Here is a 17,340-nt window from a genome sequence, read left to right as displayed (position 1 = left end):
CCCCGGGCGCGGACTGCACGACCGCCCGTCCACCGGACAGGCGGCGCATGCGTCCGCGGATGCTCACCTCGAGAAGACGAACGCGAACGCCAGGTCGGGGGCCAGGAAGTACCCGAAGGGGGCGTCGCGGACGAGGTGGTTCGCGCACTGCGCGAGCAGGACCGCGACGAGCATGTGGACGAACGCCCGCCGGGGTTTCCACGCGACCGCCGCCGCGAGCGATGCGAGTCCGGGGAAGGCGGTGAACCACAACGACTGATCCTGCGGGATCTTCGTCCCGTTCCACGCCACGAACCACAACGCGACCATCACGACGTAGGCGAGCGCGTCGACGGTTGCGGTCCGCTGCATCCACACCGTGCCGCGGAACGACGCGAAGCCGAGCGCTACCCCGGATCCGAACATGAGGACGGCCGCGGCGGGGGTCCACCACCACGCGACGAGTGCCGACGCCTCGAGGATCTCCGGCACGAGCAACGCGAAGTAGCAGAGATATCCGATCGCGACGAATCGCGCGAACATCCGGAGGAGTCGGTCGGCAGCCGCGGTGCTGCGATCATGCGATTTCTCTCCGGCGCTCCCGGCCGGCTCGTCAGCGACGGCGGACATCCGACCGTTCGGGCATCGGCAGCCAACCGTCCTCGACGGCACGCTTGTACAGATCCGTCTTCGTGGGCGCGGGACGACCTGCCTCCGCGTACTTCTGGCGGATCCGCTGCAGGTAGTCGTTGACGGTCTGCGGAGCGAGGCCCGTCAGCCGGGCGACCCGGTCGAGCTTCTCCCCCGATGCATACAGTTCGAGTACTTCGAGCTGCCGCGGACTCAGGCCCACGTCGTCGAGTTCGGGATCACCGTCGATCGCCGCGGCCCACTCGGTGCTGGCGACCTGCCCTCCGGCGGCGGCCACGCGGATCGCTTCGATCACCACAGCAGCGGGCTCGGACTTCCGCACCACCCCGAGCACACCGGCGCGGGCGGCCGACCGCAGCAGATACGGGTTCTCGGCGCCCGTGAACACCAGGGTCTCGAGTCCGGCCGCGCGCAACTGCTCGACGTTGCTCTTCGGTGAGGACCCGTCGGACAGGCGCAGATCGAGAACGGCGAGGTCGAGGTCGGTGACCTGCTCGAGCAGACCCGAGACGGTGGTGGCGGTACCCGCGAGCTCGAGATCGGGCTGGTCGGCCAGCATCGCGGCGAACCCGAGCGCGACCGACTCGTGATCCTCGACCAAACCGATCCGACGGACGACGCCACGCGAGCCCTCGGCCATTGATGCCTCCCCTAATGCCCGATCACCCGACTTCGAACGAACGTTAGCAGTCGGTGCCTGTTTCCTCTTCTCGCACCACGCTCGACGCGTCCACGTCGTCGCGCAGACCACGCCAGCTCGCGTGCCGCACCCGGTCCCCTTCCGTCCATCCCCCGAACCGCACCTCCCCCACGAGTTCGGGCCGCAACCACACCGCATCGCGGCGTTCGGCGGCCGGCACCTCGTTCGCGAACGGGTTCGTACGGCTCGTGTGCCCCTTCATAGCCTTCGCCACCGACAGGAGCGTCTCGTCGTCGAAACCGGTGCCGACCTTGCCGACGTACACGAACTCGCCGTCGTCGTCGTAGACGCCGAGCAGCAGGGATCCGAAGGTCGAGGCACGGTTGCCGTTGCCGCGGCGGTACCCGCCGAGCACGACGGTCTGGGTGAGCCAGTTCTTCGACTTGATCCATCCCGCTCCGCGCTTGCCCGGCAGGTACACGGAGTCCCGGCGCTTCGCGACCACGCCCTCCCAGTTCTTCGCCCTGCTGCGTTCGAGGGCCTTCCGGCCGTCACCCGGGAGCAGCTCCGGCACGATCAGTCCGTCCGTGGCAGCGGCGAGCGCCTCGAGGACGCGTCGGCGATCGTCGTACGTCTTGCGCAGCAGCGACACCCCGTCGAGATACAGCACGTCGAACACGCGGTACTCGTAGTTGACGCCGCGCTGCAGCATCGAGAAGCTCGTCACCCCGGAACGGTCGACGGCGACGATCTCGCCGTCGAGCACCGCCGGATGACCGTCGAGGATCGTCGCGAGTTCGGCGAGCTTCCGGTAGTCGTCGGTGACGTCGCGTCCGGATCTGCTGCGGAGTCTGACGGTGCCGTCCTCGACCTCGGCGATGGCGCGGTATCCGTCCCACTTGCCTTCGAACGCCCAGTGTTCGGCGTCGAGACCCGAGACGTCACCGGGCGTTGCGAGCATGGGCGCGAGATCGCGCGGGAAGGCCTTGGACCCCGACGAGCCGACGAGGGAGGCCGGTTCGGCATCGGACGCCGACTCGGTACTCAGCGGCGACTGGTCCTTCATGCGGTGCGCCAGCCACTGGTTCTTCTCGGTGCGGATCAGCGCGTACCGTCCCTCGACCCTCTCACCGTGGAACCGGACGATCACCTCGTCGTCCCGCCACTTCTCGGTCTCGTAGGTGCCGGTGTCCCACACGGTCATGCTGCCGGCGCCGTATTCGCCCTTCGGGATCGTCCCGTGGAAGGTCAGGTATTCGATGGGGTGGTCCTCGGTCCGTACCGCGAGATTGTTTCGCCCGGAGGTGTCCGGCAGGTTCTTCGGGACGGCCCACGAGGCCAGCACACCGTCGCGTTCGAGCCGCAGGTCGTAGTGCAGGCGACGCGCGTGGTGCTCCTGGATGACGAACCTGTCGCCGGGACCGTCGTCGGGGACGCGGTCGGGTACCGGTTCCGGGGTGCGCGAGGCGTCGCGCTTGCCGCGGTAGGTGTCCAGGGCGTCGCCGGACACGGCCTTGCCCAGGGGCGGGTCGAGACCGGCGAGCAGGTCCCCGAACTCGTCGATGCGCGCGAGGACCTCCCGGAACTGCAGTTGCGCGAGGTCGGGGTCGTCGAGTTCGTCCCAGCTGCGGGGCGCCGCCACCCACGGCTCGTCGCGACCGCGCAGCGAGTACGGCGCGACCGTCGTCTTGGAACTGTTGTTCTGGCTCCAGTCGACGAAGACCTTGCCCTCGCGCGCCGATTTCGCCATGGTCGCGGTCACCAGGTCGGGCAGGGTGGTCTCGAGATTGCGCGCGACCTGTTTCGCAACCTTCGACGCCCCCGAGGACGACAACATCCGGTCGAGCGGGACGTACAGGTGGATGCCCTTGCTGCCGCTGGTGACCGGATAGGCCGTCCACCCGAGTTCGGCGACGGTGTCGCGCACGTGACGGGCGACCTCCGCGCACTCGGTAAGGCCCACGCCGGGGCCGGGATCGAGATCGAAGACGATGCGGGTCGCGGGTCCGGCCTTCTCCCCGTCGAATCGCCACTGGTGCACGTGGAGTTCGAGAGCGGCCTGCTGGCCGAGCCAGACCAGTCCGGCGGCGGAATCGAACAGCGGGTAGGTGACCCGCCGGTCCTTGTGGTGCAAGGTGCGGCGCTCGAGCCAGGCCGGTGCGTGGTCGGGGAGGTTCTTCTCGAAGAAGGACTGTTCGCCGACACCGTTCGGCCACCGGTTGCGGGTCGCTGCCCTGCCCACGATGTGGGGAAGCATCGCGTCGGCGACGGCTTCGTAGTACTCGACGACCTCACCCTTCGTCGTCCCGGTGCTCGGATACAGCACCTTGTCGAGGTTGGTCAGGGTGATGCGGTGACCGTCGATCGTCCGGGTCGGCATACTCCGGATTCTGCCAATCCGGACGCGTTCGGGTGCGGTGTCGAAGGGTGACGATCGGGACTGTGCGTCCGTGAACGCCGACGCTTCGGGAAGGGTAGGTTCGGTACATCGGTGGTATACGACCGCGTTGCGGCGGGAGGTGGGACATGGCGGAGTCACAGGGTCCGACTCCCGACGCGTGGGCTGCGGTCTTCGCCCGCATGGCGGGAGTGCTGATGACCGAGCAGACGGTGACCACCGTGCTGGAGTCGATCACCTCGCTCGCCAAGGACACCCTGCCCGGATCCGACGGGTCGGGGCTCACCCTCGTCGACGAGGGGAGCAACCGGTCCACCTCTGCCGCGACCGGACCGTTGGTCGAACGTCTCGACGCACTGCAGTACGAACTCGGCGAGGGTCCTTGCCTGACTGCGGTCCGGGACTCCGTGACCGTGCGGGTCGACGATCTCGGGAACGACCCCCGCTGGCCGGACTGGTCCGCTCGGGCGGCGGAGGCAGGGATGAGCGCGTCGCTCAGTATTCCCCTGCGGTACGCGGGACGAACGCTGGGCGCACTGAAGGTGTATTCCACGCGCCCCCATGTCTATACAGCGGAAAGTGAGGACATCCTGGGGCGTTTCGCCGACCAGGCAGCGATCCTGTTGGCGAACATGCACACTCTGTCGGAAGCCGAAGCGCTCGAGGAACGGTTGCTGCAGGCCCTACGCGACCGCGACCTGATCGCCACCGCCAAAGGAATCGTGCTGCTGCGCGAGAACCTCGATGCCGATCGTGCCGTGCAGCGACTGCTCGAATTGTCGGCCCAACGACGCATCGCCGTACGGGAGGTGGCAGCGGAGATAGTCGCGTCGACCCACACCGAGACGGTCTGACGCCGCGATGAACTATCTTCCCGACGGCGAGCATCGCCGGCAACTCATCGCTGCGCTCCGCGCGTCGCGACTCGGCGTCGAGGAGTTGTGGCTCCGCTACTTCGCGCTCGGTGGCGAAGTGGGGAGGATGGAGATCGAGGCGTATCTCAACGGCCTGCTCCCCCTCTCCCGTCTGCAGCACGATCTGATCGCCCACGCGATCAACGAACGTCTCGACGAGATCGCTCCGCCCCGTGCGCCCTATGCGGCCGACCTCTCCGACAGGGACGACGACGGCGATCCCGGGGAATCACGAGGCGCAGGAACAGATTCCGACCGCTGAGGTGAGATGCCCGTGCGCCGAACGACCTGCAGCACGCCGAAACCCTGCCACCCGAGCAGGGGGAAATGGGCGACAGGGTTCGGCATCGCACGAATGGCCCACCTCTGATCCACCCGGCGGCGGTGACCGTCTATGCAGGGGGGTGACAGGCGATCACCGATGTTCCGAGCATACGCCGAAATGTCCTCGCCGGGGCCGAATGTGGGCACTCGAGGCTCTGCCGGCAGGGCAGGTCGACAGATCCGACCCCCTGCGTCGGAAGTCTCGCGCCCCGCCGGCAGCGTCCACAGCGAACACATCGTTCGCTTCCGGTGCAGTCTATTCGTTTTCTGCAGGATCGGCAGTAGTTCGATCGGACCACAGCGCGTCCGACCGGGTCACGCGAGGGGATCTTCCGTAGACGGACCGGTACTGCATCGCGAACCGCCCGGGCGACGAGAAACCCCACCGCGCCGCGATCGACGCGACCGTCTCACGCTGCGGGTCGGCGGTCTGCAACTCCCGATGAGCCCGCTCGAGCCGCACCGACCGAAGGTATCGCGTGGGCGTCGTATGGAGGTGGCGCACGAAGTCGTACTGCAGAGCTCGGGCTCCGACCCCCGCAGCAGCCACGATGTCCGCCAACCTGATGGGACGAGCCGCTTCGGACTCGATGAAGGCGACGGCCTTCCGTAGACCGGAAGGCGCGGACGCGGCGTCCAGCACCACTCGGATCTCGGGGGGTTCACCTGCTCGACCCGAAGTGAGCACGTCCCCCGCGAACTGCACCATCGACACGGCAGCGTGACGGGACGCCTGGAGCAACGTCTCTTTCGCCTGCTCGGCATCGAGTCCGTACCGCTCCATCAGCACGCCCGTGGCCCGCTCGATCGCGGCCCGCGAGGCCCACACCTGCTCCTCGGTCGGAGTTGCAGCCGGAATGTGGGCCTCCTCCGCCCACTCGTTCGCCCGTGTGTCCATTACACGATCACACCATCCGAACGTTCCGCATGTCAGCACACCTGCACGTTGACCGCCTGTCGACCGAAGATCCCGTAACCGATCTCGAATCGGACCTGTTGGCCACCTGTCAGGAAGCGGTAGCCGCTCCCATCGATCTGTGAGTAGTGCACCAGGATCTCCGTACCGTCGTCGTCACGGATGAAGCCGTGACCCAGACCGGCGTCGAACCACAACACAACACCGTGTTCCATCTTGTTCCCCTGCCACCGTTCGCAAACTTCCCCGACGGAGCAAGCGACGCGGAAGCGTATCCCCTGCGCTCCCGACAGCCCCTCTGCACCTGTCATTGAAACGTGCTCGGCGGGTCCGGGGAAGCGTCCGCGCCGAATCGGCGACATTCGTACGATTTCTACCGATTTCCTAGTGCATCAATGTGGTTCGTTCGATGGACAGACACCGACGAACACGGGCGCGTATGCGGGACAGCATGTACCCACAGGATACATACAGCACGCACGGTGTGGGTGAATACCCCACGGACACATGGTGTTCTGATGATGTCGGATCAGACGGCCGGTGCTCCGCCGGCCGGATCCACTGCCCGTGCCCGTTCGGCGACGGTGATCGCGCAAGCCGCGCCGACGAGAGTGAGGTGACTGAACGCCTGGGGAAAGTTGCCGACCTGCCTCCCCGCCGGCACGTCGTACTCCTCGGCGAGCAGTCCGAGGTCGTTGGTGAGCCCGAGCAACCGCTCGAACAACGTGCGGGCCTCGTCGACCCGGCCGTTGAGCGCCAACGCGCTCACCAGCCAGAACGAGCAGGCCAGGAACTGTCCTTCGTCCCCGGGAAGCCCGTCGTCGGTATCCGTCGTGGAATATCGGGACACGAAGCCGTCGCGACCGAGTTCGTTCCGGATCGCGTCGATGGTGGAGGTGACCCGGTCGTCGGTCGGGGGCAGGAAGCCGACGAGCGGTATCAGCAGAACGCTGGCGTCGAGTTCCGTGGAGCCGTAGTACTGCGTGAACGTGCCACGGACCGGGTCGTATCCACGTTCGCAGATCTCGTCGTGGATCTCGTCGCGGGTCCGCCTCCACCGGTCGAGAGGTGCGTCGAGCCCGAATCCCTCGGCGAGCCGGACCGCGCGGTCGAAGACGACCCAGGCCATGACCTTGGACTGCGTGAAATGGCGCCGGGGGCCGCGTGTTTCCCAGATCCCGTCGTCGGGTTCCTGCCAGATTCCTTCGACGTATTCGATCACGGCCTGCCAGCGGGGCCACATGTGCGGCTCGATCCTACCGAGCGCTTCGGCTCCCTTGTACGCCACGCTGAGGACCTCGCCGTACACGTCGAGCTGGAACTGTTCGGCTGCGGCGTTTCCGACCCGGACGGGCGCCGACCCTTCGTAACCGGGCAGATGTTCCACCTCGAACTCGGTCAGTCGACGCTCTCCCCTGATCCCGTACATGATCTGCACATCGGCCGGATCACCCGTTCCCACCCGGAGCAGGAAGTCACGGAAGGCCAGAGCCTCGCCGGTGTATCCCCCGGCGAGCAGCGCTTCGAGTGCCAACACCGAGTCGCGCAACCAGCAGTAGCGGTAGTCCCAATTGCGTACCCCGCCGAGCGCTTCGGGTAGGGAGGTGGTCGGGGCCGCCACGATCGCACCGGTCGTCTCGTCGGTCATCCCCTCGAGGACGATCAGAGAGCGGATCACCTCGTCGCGATACGCCCCTTTGTAGGTGCACCGGCCGGTCCAGTCGCGCCACCACTCCACGGCGCGTGCAAGCGCGGATTCGGCATCCTCGACGACGGGGGCCGGTTCGAAGGATGGGTACCGGTCCAGAGCGAATCGGTATCGGCCGCTCTCCACGGCGACGAACTCGGATTCGACGGTTCCGGCACGGATCTCCAACGGCACCGTCGTGCACAGGTGGAAGGCGTCCGGGCCGGCCGTCGCGACAGCACCGTCGGCCACCGCCTCGACCCACGGTGTGACCGCCGCATAATCGGGGCGTATCGCCAAGTGCATTCGCATCGGCACACGGCCCCGCAACCCCTCGACGATACGGATCAGCCGAGGTGGACCCGATCCCCGACGAGGCATGAAGTCGATCAGACGGACGGCGCCCTCTGCAGTCTCGAAGTCGGTCTCGAGCACCAGGGTGTCGTCGACATAGCGACGGGTGACCGCCACGGGTTCCGCCGCAGGCGCGACGAGCCAGCGTCCGTGCTCCGGGCCGCCGAGCAGGGCCGCGAAACACGACCCGGAGTCGAACGCGGGCATGCACAGCCAGTCGATCGAGCCGTTCCGGCCGACGAGCGCGGAGGTCTGCAGGTCACCGATGAAGCCGTAGTCCTCGAGAAGCATGACGTTACCTCGCGAGAAGAGGAGTCGAGTTCTTCGATCTTCCTCCGGTCTCGGATATCAGGTCAAGGTCACGGTTTCGACTCGTCTGCGCCACCGTCCACCACCGCGGTGGATCATGACGTTCAGAGTTTCGGCGACGTCCTTCGCGACGGGAAGTACGAGATGACCGAGAATCCGGTGGCGAAACCTTCCGCCCCTATTCGGCGAATGTTGCTCCCACTCGCCCTCGCTCAGTTCATCTGCAGTTTCGCAGGTTCGAACATGAACGTGATGATCAACGACATCAGCGTCGACCTGGACACCACGGTGCAGGGTGTGCAGACCGCGATCACCGTGTTCCTTCTGGTCATGGCAGCTTTCATGATTCCGGGTGGGAAACTGACGGACCGATGGGGTCGCAAGCGGTGTTTCGTCGCCGGACTCGTACTGTACGGCGTGGGCGCCCTCCTGAGCGCGGCAGCACCGGGTATGGGAATCCTGATCCTGGGCAACTCGATCTTCGAGGGAATCGGCACCGCACTGCTCATCCCGCCCGTATACATCCTCACGACGATGCTCTTCACCGATATGAAGTCCCGGGCACGGGCCTTCGGCGTGATCACCGGCATGGGTGGGATAGGCGCCGCAGCCGGGCCGCTGATCGGTGGATTGATCACTACTGCGATCGACTGGCGGGCCGCCTTCGTCTTCCAGGCACTGATCGTCGCCGCCATCGTCGTTCTGAGCAAAGGACTCGAGGATCCCCTGCCCCCGGATCCGACCACACCCTTCGACGGGATCGGCGCCGTCCTGTCCGCCGCAGGTCTCGTCTGCACCGTCATGGGGATTCTCCAGGCGGACAACGCACTCTCGGTGTCCGCCGGCCTCATCGGCATCGGAATCCTGCTCGTCGTCGGATTCTTCCTGCACGTACGACGCTTCGAACGGGCCGGCAGAGTGCCACTCCTCTCGACCGACCTGTTCCGTAATCGCACATCGAATCTCGCGCTCGTCACCCAGAACATCCAGTGGCTGCTGCTGATGGGCGTCGCGTTCGTCGTCTCGGCATTCCTGCAGGTGGTCCGCGGCTACAACGCAATCGAGACGGGCATCATCTTCACCGCCGCTACCGCCGGCATTCTCGGTTCCTCATTGCTGGCGGAACGATTGGCCGCCCGGCATTCACAGCGTGCCCTCATCATGAGCGGCTTCGTCGTCACCCTCGGCGGCATCGTGGTTCTGCTCCTGCTGGTCCGTGCATGGACCAGCGCATGGGCGTTCGCCCCGGGCCTGTTGCTCATCGGCGTCGGACTGGGTGCGATGCTCACTCCGTCCGTGAACGTCGTGCAGTCGGCGTTCCCGGAGGAACAGCAGGGTGAGATCTCCGGCTTGTCGCGGTGCGTGTCCAATCTGGGTTCGTCCCTGGGCACCGCCGTGGCAGGCACCGTCCTCGTCGTCGGCCTCGCCACGCCGGACCGGTCGTATGCGGCCGCGATGATCGTACTGGCGTGCATCGGGCTCGTCGGACTCGTCGCGTCCGCGTTCCTTCCCGCGACCTCGAGTGCCACGCCTTCCGCCTCCGGAGCCCAGTGACGACCATGTCGCGAGGATAGGGCCGGAGACACCCGGAATACGCTCTCTCTCAACAGATACAGTGCGTCACCGTTACGATCTCAGGTCGACGGCGGCCGACGGGTCGACCAGTATTCCGGCTCGACCTCCCCGACGTCGACGTCGTGCCCGAAGAGCTGACGGCACCTCCAGTCGCCCATGAAGCTCGTTCCTCGACCCGTCGCCGCCGCGTGGGAGCGGTCGTGTCCGCTCGACGCAGAGACCGGACTCGGGCTCAGGATGCGAGAATTCGCGCCTTCTCCCTCTCGAACTCGGCCTCGGTGAGCACACCCTGGGCCTTCAATTCTGCGAGATCCTTCAGCGCGGCGATGCGGTCCGTTCCACCCGGAGGCGGCGCGGGCATGGGTTCGGGTTCGGGTGCGTACTGTGCGGGGCGCCCGTAGACGGCCTGGCCCTGGGATGCCCATCGTTCTCCCTGCCGACGGGAGACGCGGTTGGAGACGGCCGTCGCCGTCCCGGCTACGACTGCGGTGCGAGCCACCCCGCGGAGTAGTCCTGGCATGTCGATCTCCTCGTGTATTTCGTTCGCTCGAGTCACATTTCGACGTCGAGCTTCTCCAGCGAAGCCAGGATGCTCTGGACCGGGATACGCCCGGACGCGACGAGTTCGGCGCCGTTGCGACGCAGTGCCCGCGCCAGCGGAGCAGCCCAGGTGTTCTCGTAGACGAGCACGGCCGCCGAGCAGCCGGGTTCGAGCGCAGCCCCCGCTTCGTCGAAATCGGTGTCGCCGAGCAGGCCCGACGACGCCTCCGCGAACAACGTCACGTCGACTTCTCCTTCGAGCCCGACCTCTGAGATGTCGATCCCGGCGACCGAACCGTCGGTGTCCTTGCGGACGAACGCGAGATCGAGCACCCGGATGATGCCTCGCTCGACGAGGTCGAGCAGCAGCGGTAGAGCAGAACCGTTCGGTGGTCGGTCGGCGGGGAATTCGATGACGAGATAGTCGACCGGGCCCATCTCGTCGATATCCGAATCGGTCACCTGAAGCCTCTTTTCGATGAAAGATCGTTGGCGGAAGCCGGGAGTGGACTTCCGTCGGTGTCGTCGACAACAGATCCCCTCCTGTCGAGTATGACCACTCGAAGTCCACTTCTGAAGGGAACAGGATCCAAATTCCAACCGGAGTTGTCGGCAACGGCGCATAATGGGTCCGGCCCCGAAAGGGGGCGATGCAGGGATGACCACAGACATCGGCACGGGCGGTGGAGGTCCCCGACCCGACCGACTGGACGACGACGAGCGCGCCGAACTCGAACGGTTGCGTGCGGAAGTCGCCGCGCTCCGGGAACGAGCCGCTGTCGGGGTGGAGCCCGTTCCCGAGCCGCGGCCCGCGAGACACGGCTGGCGCTGGGCTGCCGTTGCACTGCTCGCCGTGCTGGTCGCGGTCCTGGCCGTCCTCTCGGTCACCGCACGGTTCGTGCGCAGCGAGATCCTCGACACCGACCGGTACGTGACAACCGTCGCCCCGCTTGGCTCGAACCCCGCTATCCAGACGCAGATCGCGAATTCCGTCACCGACGAGATCTTCACACGCGTCGACGTCGAAGGTCTGACGACCGACGCTCTGGTCGCTCTCACCGACGCCGTTCCGGCCACGGAGAACGCGCCGCGCGTCGACCGCGCCGTCGAGGGACTGGCACCGGTGATCACCGGACAGGCGCGGAACTTCGTCAACGAGACGGTGTTGTCACTGGTGCAGAGCGAGCAGTTCGAGGATCTGTGGATCCAGGCCCACCGCGCCGCCCACGACGCATTGGTCGCGGTGGTGACCGGCAACGTCGGGCCGTCGTCGGTGACGGTCGACGATTCGGGCACGGTGAGTATTTCGCTCGGCACGGTGATCGACAACGTGAAGGGCCGTCTCCTCGACCGCGGTTTCACGTTCGCGGAGAAGATCCCGAGTGTCGACAAGCAGTTGGTCCTGTTCCGATCACCGGAACTGGTCCGGGCGCAGCGAGCCGTGAACACTCTCGACAACATGTCGGATGTGCTGCCCTGGATCACCCTCGCCGCTGCTGCCGGCGCAGTCGCCGTCGCGCCGCCGGGCCGTCGCCTACGCGCACTCGCCTTGGTCGGCCTCGCACTGGTCGTAGGAATGTTCGTTCTGGCGGTCGCGCTCATCATCGCTCGATCGTTGTATCTCGACGATGTCCCGCCCGACGTCCTGTCGCCGGAGGCGGCAGCAGCCATCATCGATGCCGTGCTGATGCCGCTGCGGACCAGCCTTCGGGCGGTCGCGGTGCTCGGACTGGTGATCGCTCTCGGTGCCTACCTCACCGGTGGCTCGCCCTCCGCCCGGACCGTTCGGCGTGGGTTCGGCCGCAGCCTCGATGCCGTTCAGCGACTGCGACAGCCACGTTCTCCGAACCCCTTCGAGGAAAACGCTTTCCGCGCCCGCATCGCCATCCGATCGGTCGTCATCGGAGCGGCCGCACTGCTCGTGATGTTCTGGCGTTATCCCACCGGACTCGTGGTCACGCTCATCGTGCTGGGTGCGGTACTGGCACTGCTCGCTCTGGAACTGGTGATCAGGCCCGCCCGCAACCCTGAGAACCAACCGACGACCTGATCGTTGCCGCCCTCGGCGGGAGTGACTCCTGTAGCGGGGAATTCGTCGTGATCACATCGAGCGCACGGGTGAGATCGGCGCGAACGGCCGGAACTCCTGGTCGCTCCCCCGAACGACACCCGCGCTCGACTCGGGAACCTCCAGCCAGGCCCCTTCGAGATCGCGGAGGGGTTCGGATACAACGAAACGGGTGTCGTCCCCCAGCTGGTACAGCACTTCCACTTCGGGATGCTGCGCCCGTATCGCCTTGATGTCGGCCGAGTAGAACAACGAGCGTGTCTTTCGCTCCGTCGAATACCGGAACACCCAGACGCTGCTGCCGTCGGTGGTGGCGATCGTTCCCTGCATGGGATTCTCGATGCCCATGCGTGCTCCGATGTCCTCCACGAAACCGACGGCCTTCGCGACGCCGGTGAACGGGTCGTCGGCGAGGCCGAAGGTGAGCGCGAGGTAGAACAGCATCTCGGAATCCGTCGATCCCCGGATCGCGTCGTAGAGACTCGCATCGACGGCCATCGCCAGGTCCCGTTTCATGAGATGGAATCCGTGCACCGCCCCGTTGTGCATCCACAACCTGTTCTCGTAGCGGAAGGGATGGCAATTGGTGCGCTGCACCGGAGTTCCCGTCGAGGCGCGGACATGCGCGAACATCAACGGCGTACGGATCTGCGTGGCGAGCTCGCGGAGGTTGCTCTCGTTCCAGGCGGGTTCGATGCACTTGAACAATGCCGGCCTCGGGCCCTCCCCGTACCAGCCGATGCCGAAGCCGTCCCCGTTCGTGGTAGTTGCGCCCATCTTGGAATGCAGGCTCTGGTCGATCAGGGAGTGCACCGGCCGGAACAGGAGGTCGTCCATCAGGACGGGATCACCGGTATACGCCATCCATCTGCACATCCCTCCATTGAAGTCGCGGGATACGCCGGAATGTGAGATCCGAAGAGTTCAATTCGGCCACAATATCTTCCGCAACCGAACAGAATCGAGGTGCGGGGGCGACACACGCGCTCCTGGACGGTTGCGGGGAACACGAACTCGTAGCGCTCCGGTGGAGATCGTGCATCGGACGGGTGTCGACAGCATCACCGACTCACCGTCGACTCCGACCGGAATCTCCGGTACATCCGCATCGACGACCACTTCTGTGGCGGTGCGCTGCAACAGGCCTCGGTTGTGGGTGCGACGGAACAGGCCGATCGCCTGGCGTGCGTTCGAGACCGAGATCGCGACGACACCGAGCCGGCCGCTGTCCAGGCGGGGCCGTCGGCCCATTCCTGCCAGGTCGTCGAAGGCGTACGGACCGTTGCTGACCAACACCGTCTGAGGTCCCTCGACGGTCTCGGTGTCGATGTGCGCCCGCAGGCCCGGCCTGCCCTGCTCACCGAGCAGATCGGGCAGCATCTGCAGCACCGTCGCCGTCTTGTCGGCACGGTACTGAGGGCTCCGCACCACCTCTGCGTAGACCCCGAAGGACGCATTGTTGACGAACGGCCGCCCGTTGATCCGGCCGAGATCGACGCGCAGTTCGACCCCGTCACGGAGGGCGTCCAGACCCGCAGCGGGATCCTCCCGGTCGAGCCCGAGGTCGAGAGCGAAATGATTCCGGGTTCCGGCGCTGATCACCACGAACGGAAGTCGGTGGTGCGCTGCGACCGCCGCGACGAGGGCCTGTGTTCCGTCGCCACCCGCGACACCGAGCAGGTCCGCCCCTCGTTCGACGGCCTGCTCCGCCAGTTCGGTGACGTCGAGTTGCTGCGGTCCGCTCAGCAACACCACTTCGGCGCCGAGTTCCTCGGCCTTGCGCTGCAGGTCGTAACGGACGACCTTGCCGCCACCCGAGCGTGGATTCATGACGAAGAACGGATGCTGCACGGGAAGGGCGGGGAACTCCGGCTGCGGGGTCACGCGCTCGTCTCGCAGGGCGTGGCGGCCGCACGCGACCGCCACGGCGACGAGCAGTACCGACGCGACGGCGACCCACAGGTGACCGGACGCCGCGAAGACGACCACCACGACCACCGGCGCGAGAACGGTCACGGCCAGAGCCGCCCCGCGGATCACGCCCCGGTGGGTGAGGAACCAGTAGGCCCCGGCGACGGCCAGGGCTGCGCCGGCCGCCGCGACCAGCAGCAGCGCGACGACACCTCGCAGACCGGCTTCCACGAGCGGCAGCACGATCGCCGCGATTACGCCGAGACAGGCCGCCCACGCCCACCACCGCGATTCGGCGGCATGCCCACCGGTACCCGGGTCGTGATCCTCGGACATGGGCGTCGACCTCGCATTCGCGTCGAGTACCGAGCACTCGGCGACGGATCCGATCCGCGGCCGGCCGCGGTTGTCCTTACGGGTCTACGCCTTTCCCGGGGACGTGTCCAGAGGCGTCAAGTTCCCGCCGTAGCGGCGCGCGAAGGTGTCGAGCGACGACTGCAGGTCGCCGTGCAGGGCACGCGCCACCCCCGACCCGATCGGACCGAACAGGGGTGCACCGCCGAGGTCGATCTTCATCGACAGCGTCGAACCGTCCCCGCGGGCGGCGACGGCGAGCCGCATCGAGAACTTCGTGCCGCCCTTGCCGGTTCCCTTCAGCACCACGTGGTGCGGCGCGTCCAGTTCGACGATGGTCCACGTGACGCGGTTGCGCATGCCCTTGACGGATACCACCGACTGCAGGGTGGTGCCCTCGGCGAGGGTGTCCGGCAGGTCGCTGCGCCACCCGTCGTGGATGCTCAGCCACTCCCCGAACGATTCGAGGCGGGAGGCGTGTTCCCACGCTGCGTGCGGGTCGAGCGGAAGGTCGGTGGACACTTCGAGTTTCGCCATGGTCCGCAACAGTAGACGGTCCGTTCCGCCGGCGGGGCACCCCGACACGACGGTGGCCCGCCCCCGGATCGGGAGCGGGCCACGCGGCGCAGAGGATCAGTGGGAGACGGCCTTCTCCACACCGACACCGGTGAGCGAGCGGACCTCCATCTCCGCCTGCTTGTACCGGTCCTCCTGCTTGCGGCGTCCGACGTAAGTGCCGACGACGCCGAGCGCGAACGCGAGCGGGATGGACACGATGCCCGGGTTCGACAACGGGAACCAGGAGAAGTCCACGTTCGGGAACATCGCCGAGGGTGCACCGGACACCGCCGGGGAGAACACGATGAGCACGAGGCAGCTGATCAGACCACCGTAGATGCTGAACAGGGCGCCGGTCGTGTTGAACTTCCGCCAGAACAGCGAGTACAGCAGGGTGGGCAGGTTCGCCGAGGCGGCGACCGCGAAGGCCAGGGCCACCAGGAAGGCGATGTTCTGTCCCATGGCGAGGATGCCGAGGACGATCGCCACCAGACCGATCACGACGACCGTGATCCGCGAGACCCGCACCTGCTCGTCCTCGGTGGCGTTGCCACGCTTGATGACACTGGCGTAGATGTCGTGGGCGAAGGACGCCGAGGCGGTGATGGCCAGACCGGCGACGACCGCGAGGATCGTAGCGAAGGCGACAGCCGAGATGATCGCGAGGAACAGCGTGCCGCCGAGTTCGAAGGCCAGCAACGGAGCCGCCGCGTTCTCCTTGCCGGGAGCGCCGAGGATCGCGTCGGGGCCGACCATCTTCGCGGCACCGTAACCGAGCACCAGGGTGAACAGGTAGAAGGCGCCGATGAGGGCGATGGCCCAGGTGACCGAGCGACGTGCTTCCTTGGCGGTGGGCACGGTGTAGAAGCGCATCAGCACGTGCGGCAGACCGGCGGTGCCGAGGACCAGTGCGATGCCGAGCGAGAGGAAGTCGATCTGCGACATGTTGCTGATGCCGTACTTGGCACCGGGGGCGAGCACGTCACGCTGCGCGACGGCCTCGTTCGATGAGCTCGACACCATCGCCTGGGCGTCGGCGAGCAGCTGCGAGAAGTTGCCCCGTACCGCGAACAGGACGAGCACGAACATCAGGCCGGCGCCGGCGATGAGCAGCACGGCCTTGACCATCTGCACGTAGGTCGTGCCCTTCATGCCACCGATCAGCACGTACACGATCATGAGCACACCGACGACCGCGACGACGATGGCCTGGCCGGCCTTGCCCTCGATGTCGAGCAGCAGCGCGACGAGTCCGCCGGCGCCGGCCATCTGTGCGAGCAGGTAGAACAGCGACACCGCGAGGGTCGAGAGCGCCGCCGCCATGCGGACGGGCCGTTCCTTGAGCCGGAAGCTCAGCACGTCGGCCATCGTGAACCGGCCGGTGTTGCGGAGCAGTTCGGCGACGAGCAGCAGGGCGACGAGCCATGCGACGAGGAAGCCGATCGAGTACAGGAAGCCGTCGTATCCGTAGACGGCGATCGCACCGGCGATACCGAGGAACGAGGCGGCCGACAGGTAGTCGCCGGCGATGGCGAAGCCGTTCTGCGGGCCGGAGAACTGGCCGCCGCCGGTGTAGAAGTCGGAGGCCTTCTTCGTCGTGCGGCTGGCCTTGATGACCAGGCCCATCGTCACGACGACGAACGCGACGAAGATGGCGATGTTGAGGATCGGGTTGCCGACGTCGGCCCCACTCTGCGCGAGAACGGTCACTGCAGGGGTCCTTCCAGTTCCTCGCGGATCGCGGCGGAACGCGGATCCAGCTCACGGCCGGCGAACTTCACGTAGACAGCGGTGATCACGAAGGTCGTGACGAACTGGCCGAGACCCAGGATCAGCCCGACGTTGATGTTGCCGATGACCTTCGTCGCCATGAACTCGTCCGCGTAGGTGGCGAGCAGGACGTACAGGGCGTACCAGGCCAGGAAGAACGCCGTCACCGGGAACACGAAACGGCGCAGACGGCTGCGCAGTTCCTGGAACTCCGGGCTCTCCTGCATCGTGACGAACTCCTGCGGCGTCGGTATCCGTCGCTGCTGGGGTACGCCACTCTCGCTGAGTGGTGCTGTGGTCACTGCCGACTCCTTGATAGTCGTGTGAGCTGAGGATGATCACAACGCTAATGAGACGGCTGTCACACGAACAGAGGAGACAAGAGGCGGAAC

General features: G+C 66.6%; 17 protein-coding genes. 4 read left to right on the top strand and 13 right to left on the bottom strand.

Annotation, left to right across the window (positions count from 1 at the left end; all coding sequences use genetic code 11):
• Positions 1-63 precede the first annotated feature (63 nt).
• From U9J23_RS04825 to U9J23_RS04815, 3 genes are all read right to left on the bottom strand, one after another.
• On the bottom strand, positions 64-522 hold the full coding sequence (locus U9J23_RS04825; protein WP_229580501.1) for a hypothetical protein: 459 nt from the start codon (positions 520-522) through the stop codon (positions 64-66).
• Between the two features lie 70 nt (positions 523-592).
• Entirely contained in the window at positions 593-1,270 is a 678-nt protein-coding gene (locus U9J23_RS04820) for a response regulator transcription factor (RefSeq protein WP_006551596.1), read from the bottom strand.
• 43 nt (positions 1,271-1,313) lie between these two features.
• A complete protein-coding gene (locus U9J23_RS04815) occupies positions 1,314-3,650 on the bottom strand; it encodes an ATP-dependent DNA ligase (protein WP_272266724.1) in 2,337 nt (778 codons plus the stop codon).
• A gap of 146 nt (positions 3,651-3,796) precedes the next feature.
• On the opposite strand from U9J23_RS04815, the gene U9J23_RS04810 reads away from it, so the two are divergent.
• Positions 3,797-4,522 (top strand): GAF and ANTAR domain-containing protein, encoded by a 726-nt coding sequence (locus tag U9J23_RS04810; protein WP_326601635.1) that lies wholly within the window; start codon positions 3,797-3,799, stop codon positions 4,520-4,522.
• A gap of 7 nt (positions 4,523-4,529) precedes the next feature.
• The gene (locus U9J23_RS04805; RefSeq protein WP_085469311.1) at positions 4,530-4,844 is read left to right on the top strand and encodes a hypothetical protein; all 315 of its coding nucleotides are present in this window, start codon (positions 4,530-4,532) and stop codon (positions 4,842-4,844) included.
• A gap of 318 nt (positions 4,845-5,162) precedes the next feature.
• Here the strand turns inward: U9J23_RS04805 and U9J23_RS04800 are convergent, their stop codons facing one another.
• The 3 genes from U9J23_RS04800 to U9J23_RS04790 all read right to left on the bottom strand — a co-directional run bounded on the left by U9J23_RS04800 (position 5,163) and on the right by U9J23_RS04790 (position 8,154).
• Entirely contained in the window at positions 5,163-5,804 is a 642-nt protein-coding gene (locus U9J23_RS04800) for a helix-turn-helix domain-containing protein (RefSeq protein WP_230787906.1), read from the bottom strand.
• Positions 5,805-5,836: 32 nt separating this feature from the next.
• The gene (locus tag U9J23_RS04795; RefSeq protein WP_019289879.1) at positions 5,837-6,037 is read right to left on the bottom strand and encodes a cold-shock protein; all 201 of its coding nucleotides are present in this window, start codon (positions 6,035-6,037) and stop codon (positions 5,837-5,839) included.
• Between the two features lie 314 nt (positions 6,038-6,351).
• The gene (locus U9J23_RS04790; protein WP_272266728.1) at positions 6,352-8,154 is read right to left on the bottom strand and encodes a glycoside hydrolase family 15 protein; all 1,803 of its coding nucleotides are present in this window, start codon (positions 8,152-8,154) and stop codon (positions 6,352-6,354) included.
• 162 nt (positions 8,155-8,316) lie between these two features.
• Between U9J23_RS04790 and U9J23_RS04785 the strand changes: the two genes are divergently transcribed.
• Positions 8,317-9,726, top strand: a complete 1,410-nt coding sequence (locus U9J23_RS04785) for an MFS transporter (RefSeq protein ID WP_326601630.1) — start codon at positions 8,317-8,319, stop codon at positions 9,724-9,726.
• A 253-nt stretch (positions 9,727-9,979) separates the two neighbouring features.
• Here the strand turns inward: U9J23_RS04785 and U9J23_RS04780 are convergent, their stop codons facing one another.
• Both U9J23_RS04780 and U9J23_RS04775 read right to left on the bottom strand, forming a co-directional pair.
• A complete protein-coding gene (locus tag U9J23_RS04780; RefSeq protein WP_026061819.1) occupies positions 9,980-10,267 on the bottom strand; it encodes an SHOCT domain-containing protein in 288 nt (95 codons plus the stop codon).
• A gap of 32 nt (positions 10,268-10,299) precedes the next feature.
• Positions 10,300-10,749 carry a DUF6325 family protein gene (locus U9J23_RS04775; protein WP_006551605.1) on the bottom strand — a complete coding sequence of 150 codons (450 nt, stop codon included), beginning with the start codon at positions 10,747-10,749 and terminating at the stop codon, positions 10,300-10,302.
• 196 nt (positions 10,750-10,945) lie between these two features.
• Between U9J23_RS04775 and U9J23_RS04770 the strand changes: the two genes are divergently transcribed.
• Positions 10,946-12,337 (top strand): hypothetical protein, encoded by a 1,392-nt coding sequence (locus tag U9J23_RS04770; RefSeq protein WP_326601627.1) that lies wholly within the window; start codon positions 10,946-10,948, stop codon positions 12,335-12,337.
• Between the two features lie 51 nt (positions 12,338-12,388).
• On the opposite strand, the gene U9J23_RS04765 is transcribed toward U9J23_RS04770, so the two are convergent.
• From U9J23_RS04765 to U9J23_RS04745, 5 genes are all read right to left on the bottom strand, one after another.
• On the bottom strand, positions 12,389-13,219 hold the full coding sequence (locus U9J23_RS04765) for a class II glutamine amidotransferase (protein WP_120281602.1): 831 nt from the start codon (positions 13,217-13,219) through the stop codon (positions 12,389-12,391).
• Positions 13,220-13,279: 60 nt separating this feature from the next.
• Positions 13,280-14,602 (bottom strand): diacylglycerol/lipid kinase family protein, encoded by a 1,323-nt coding sequence (locus U9J23_RS04760; RefSeq protein ID WP_326601624.1) that lies wholly within the window; start codon positions 14,600-14,602, stop codon positions 13,280-13,282.
• An 84-nt stretch (positions 14,603-14,686) separates the two neighbouring features.
• Entirely contained in the window at positions 14,687-15,157 is a 471-nt protein-coding gene (locus U9J23_RS04755; protein WP_059381737.1) for a type II toxin-antitoxin system Rv0910 family toxin, read from the bottom strand.
• Positions 15,158-15,253: 96 nt separating this feature from the next.
• Positions 15,254-16,888, bottom strand: coding sequence for a solute symporter family protein (locus tag U9J23_RS04750; protein ID WP_159416561.1), 1,635 nt, complete (start codon positions 16,886-16,888; stop codon positions 15,254-15,256).
• The gene (locus U9J23_RS04745; protein WP_159416562.1) at positions 16,885-17,250 is read right to left on the bottom strand and encodes a DUF485 domain-containing protein; all 366 of its coding nucleotides are present in this window, start codon (positions 17,248-17,250) and stop codon (positions 16,885-16,887) included. The genes U9J23_RS04750 and U9J23_RS04745 overlap by 4 nt, the downstream gene beginning before the upstream one ends.
• Positions 17,251-17,340: the final 90 nt, after the last annotated feature.

Origin of the sequence: Rhodococcus sp. PD04, from assembly GCF_035918275.1 — a bacterium.
Classification (GTDB): domain Bacteria; phylum Actinomycetota; class Actinomycetes; order Mycobacteriales; family Mycobacteriaceae; genus Rhodococcus; species Rhodococcus rhodochrous.
The sequence above is the reverse complement of the archived record's forward strand: the minus strand, read 5'-3'. Positions and strand labels throughout refer to the sequence as shown.

Coding starts and splice junctions, on each gene's coding strand:
- U9J23_RS04825 (WP_229580501.1), bottom strand. CDS start 522: ATGTTCGCGCGATTCGTCGCGATCGGATATCTCTGCTACTTCGCGTTG.
- U9J23_RS04820 (WP_006551596.1), bottom strand. CDS start 1,270: ATGGCCGAGGGCTCGCGTGGCGTCGTCCGTCGGATCGGTTTGGTCGAG.
- U9J23_RS04815 (WP_272266724.1), bottom strand. CDS start 3,650: ATGCCGACCCGGACGATCGACGGTCACCGCATCACCCTGACCAACCTC.
- U9J23_RS04810 (WP_326601635.1), top strand. CDS start 3,797: ATGGCGGAGTCACAGGGTCCGACTCCCGACGCGTGGGCTGCGGTCTTC.
- U9J23_RS04805 (WP_085469311.1), top strand. CDS start 4,530: ATGAACTATCTTCCCGACGGCGAGCATCGCCGGCAACTCATCGCTGCG.
- U9J23_RS04800 (WP_230787906.1), bottom strand. CDS start 5,804: ATGGACACACGGGCGAACGAGTGGGCGGAGGAGGCCCACATTCCGGCT.
- U9J23_RS04795 (WP_019289879.1), bottom strand. CDS start 6,037: ATGGAACACGGTGTTGTGTTGTGGTTCGACGCCGGTCTGGGTCACGGC.
- U9J23_RS04790 (WP_272266728.1), bottom strand. CDS start 8,154: ATGCTTCTCGAGGACTACGGCTTCATCGGTGACCTGCAGACCTCCGCG.
- U9J23_RS04785 (WP_326601630.1), top strand. CDS start 8,317: ATGACCGAGAATCCGGTGGCGAAACCTTCCGCCCCTATTCGGCGAATG.
- U9J23_RS04780 (WP_026061819.1), bottom strand. CDS start 10,267: ATGCCAGGACTACTCCGCGGGGTGGCTCGCACCGCAGTCGTAGCCGGG.
- U9J23_RS04770 (WP_326601627.1), top strand. CDS start 10,946: ATGACCACAGACATCGGCACGGGCGGTGGAGGTCCCCGACCCGACCGA.
- U9J23_RS04765 (WP_120281602.1), bottom strand. CDS start 13,219: ATGGCGTATACCGGTGATCCCGTCCTGATGGACGACCTCCTGTTCCGG.
- U9J23_RS04760 (WP_326601624.1), bottom strand. CDS start 14,602: ATGTCCGAGGATCACGACCCGGGTACCGGTGGGCATGCCGCCGAATCG.
- U9J23_RS04755 (WP_059381737.1), bottom strand. CDS start 15,157: ATGGCGAAACTCGAAGTGTCCACCGACCTTCCGCTCGACCCGCACGCA.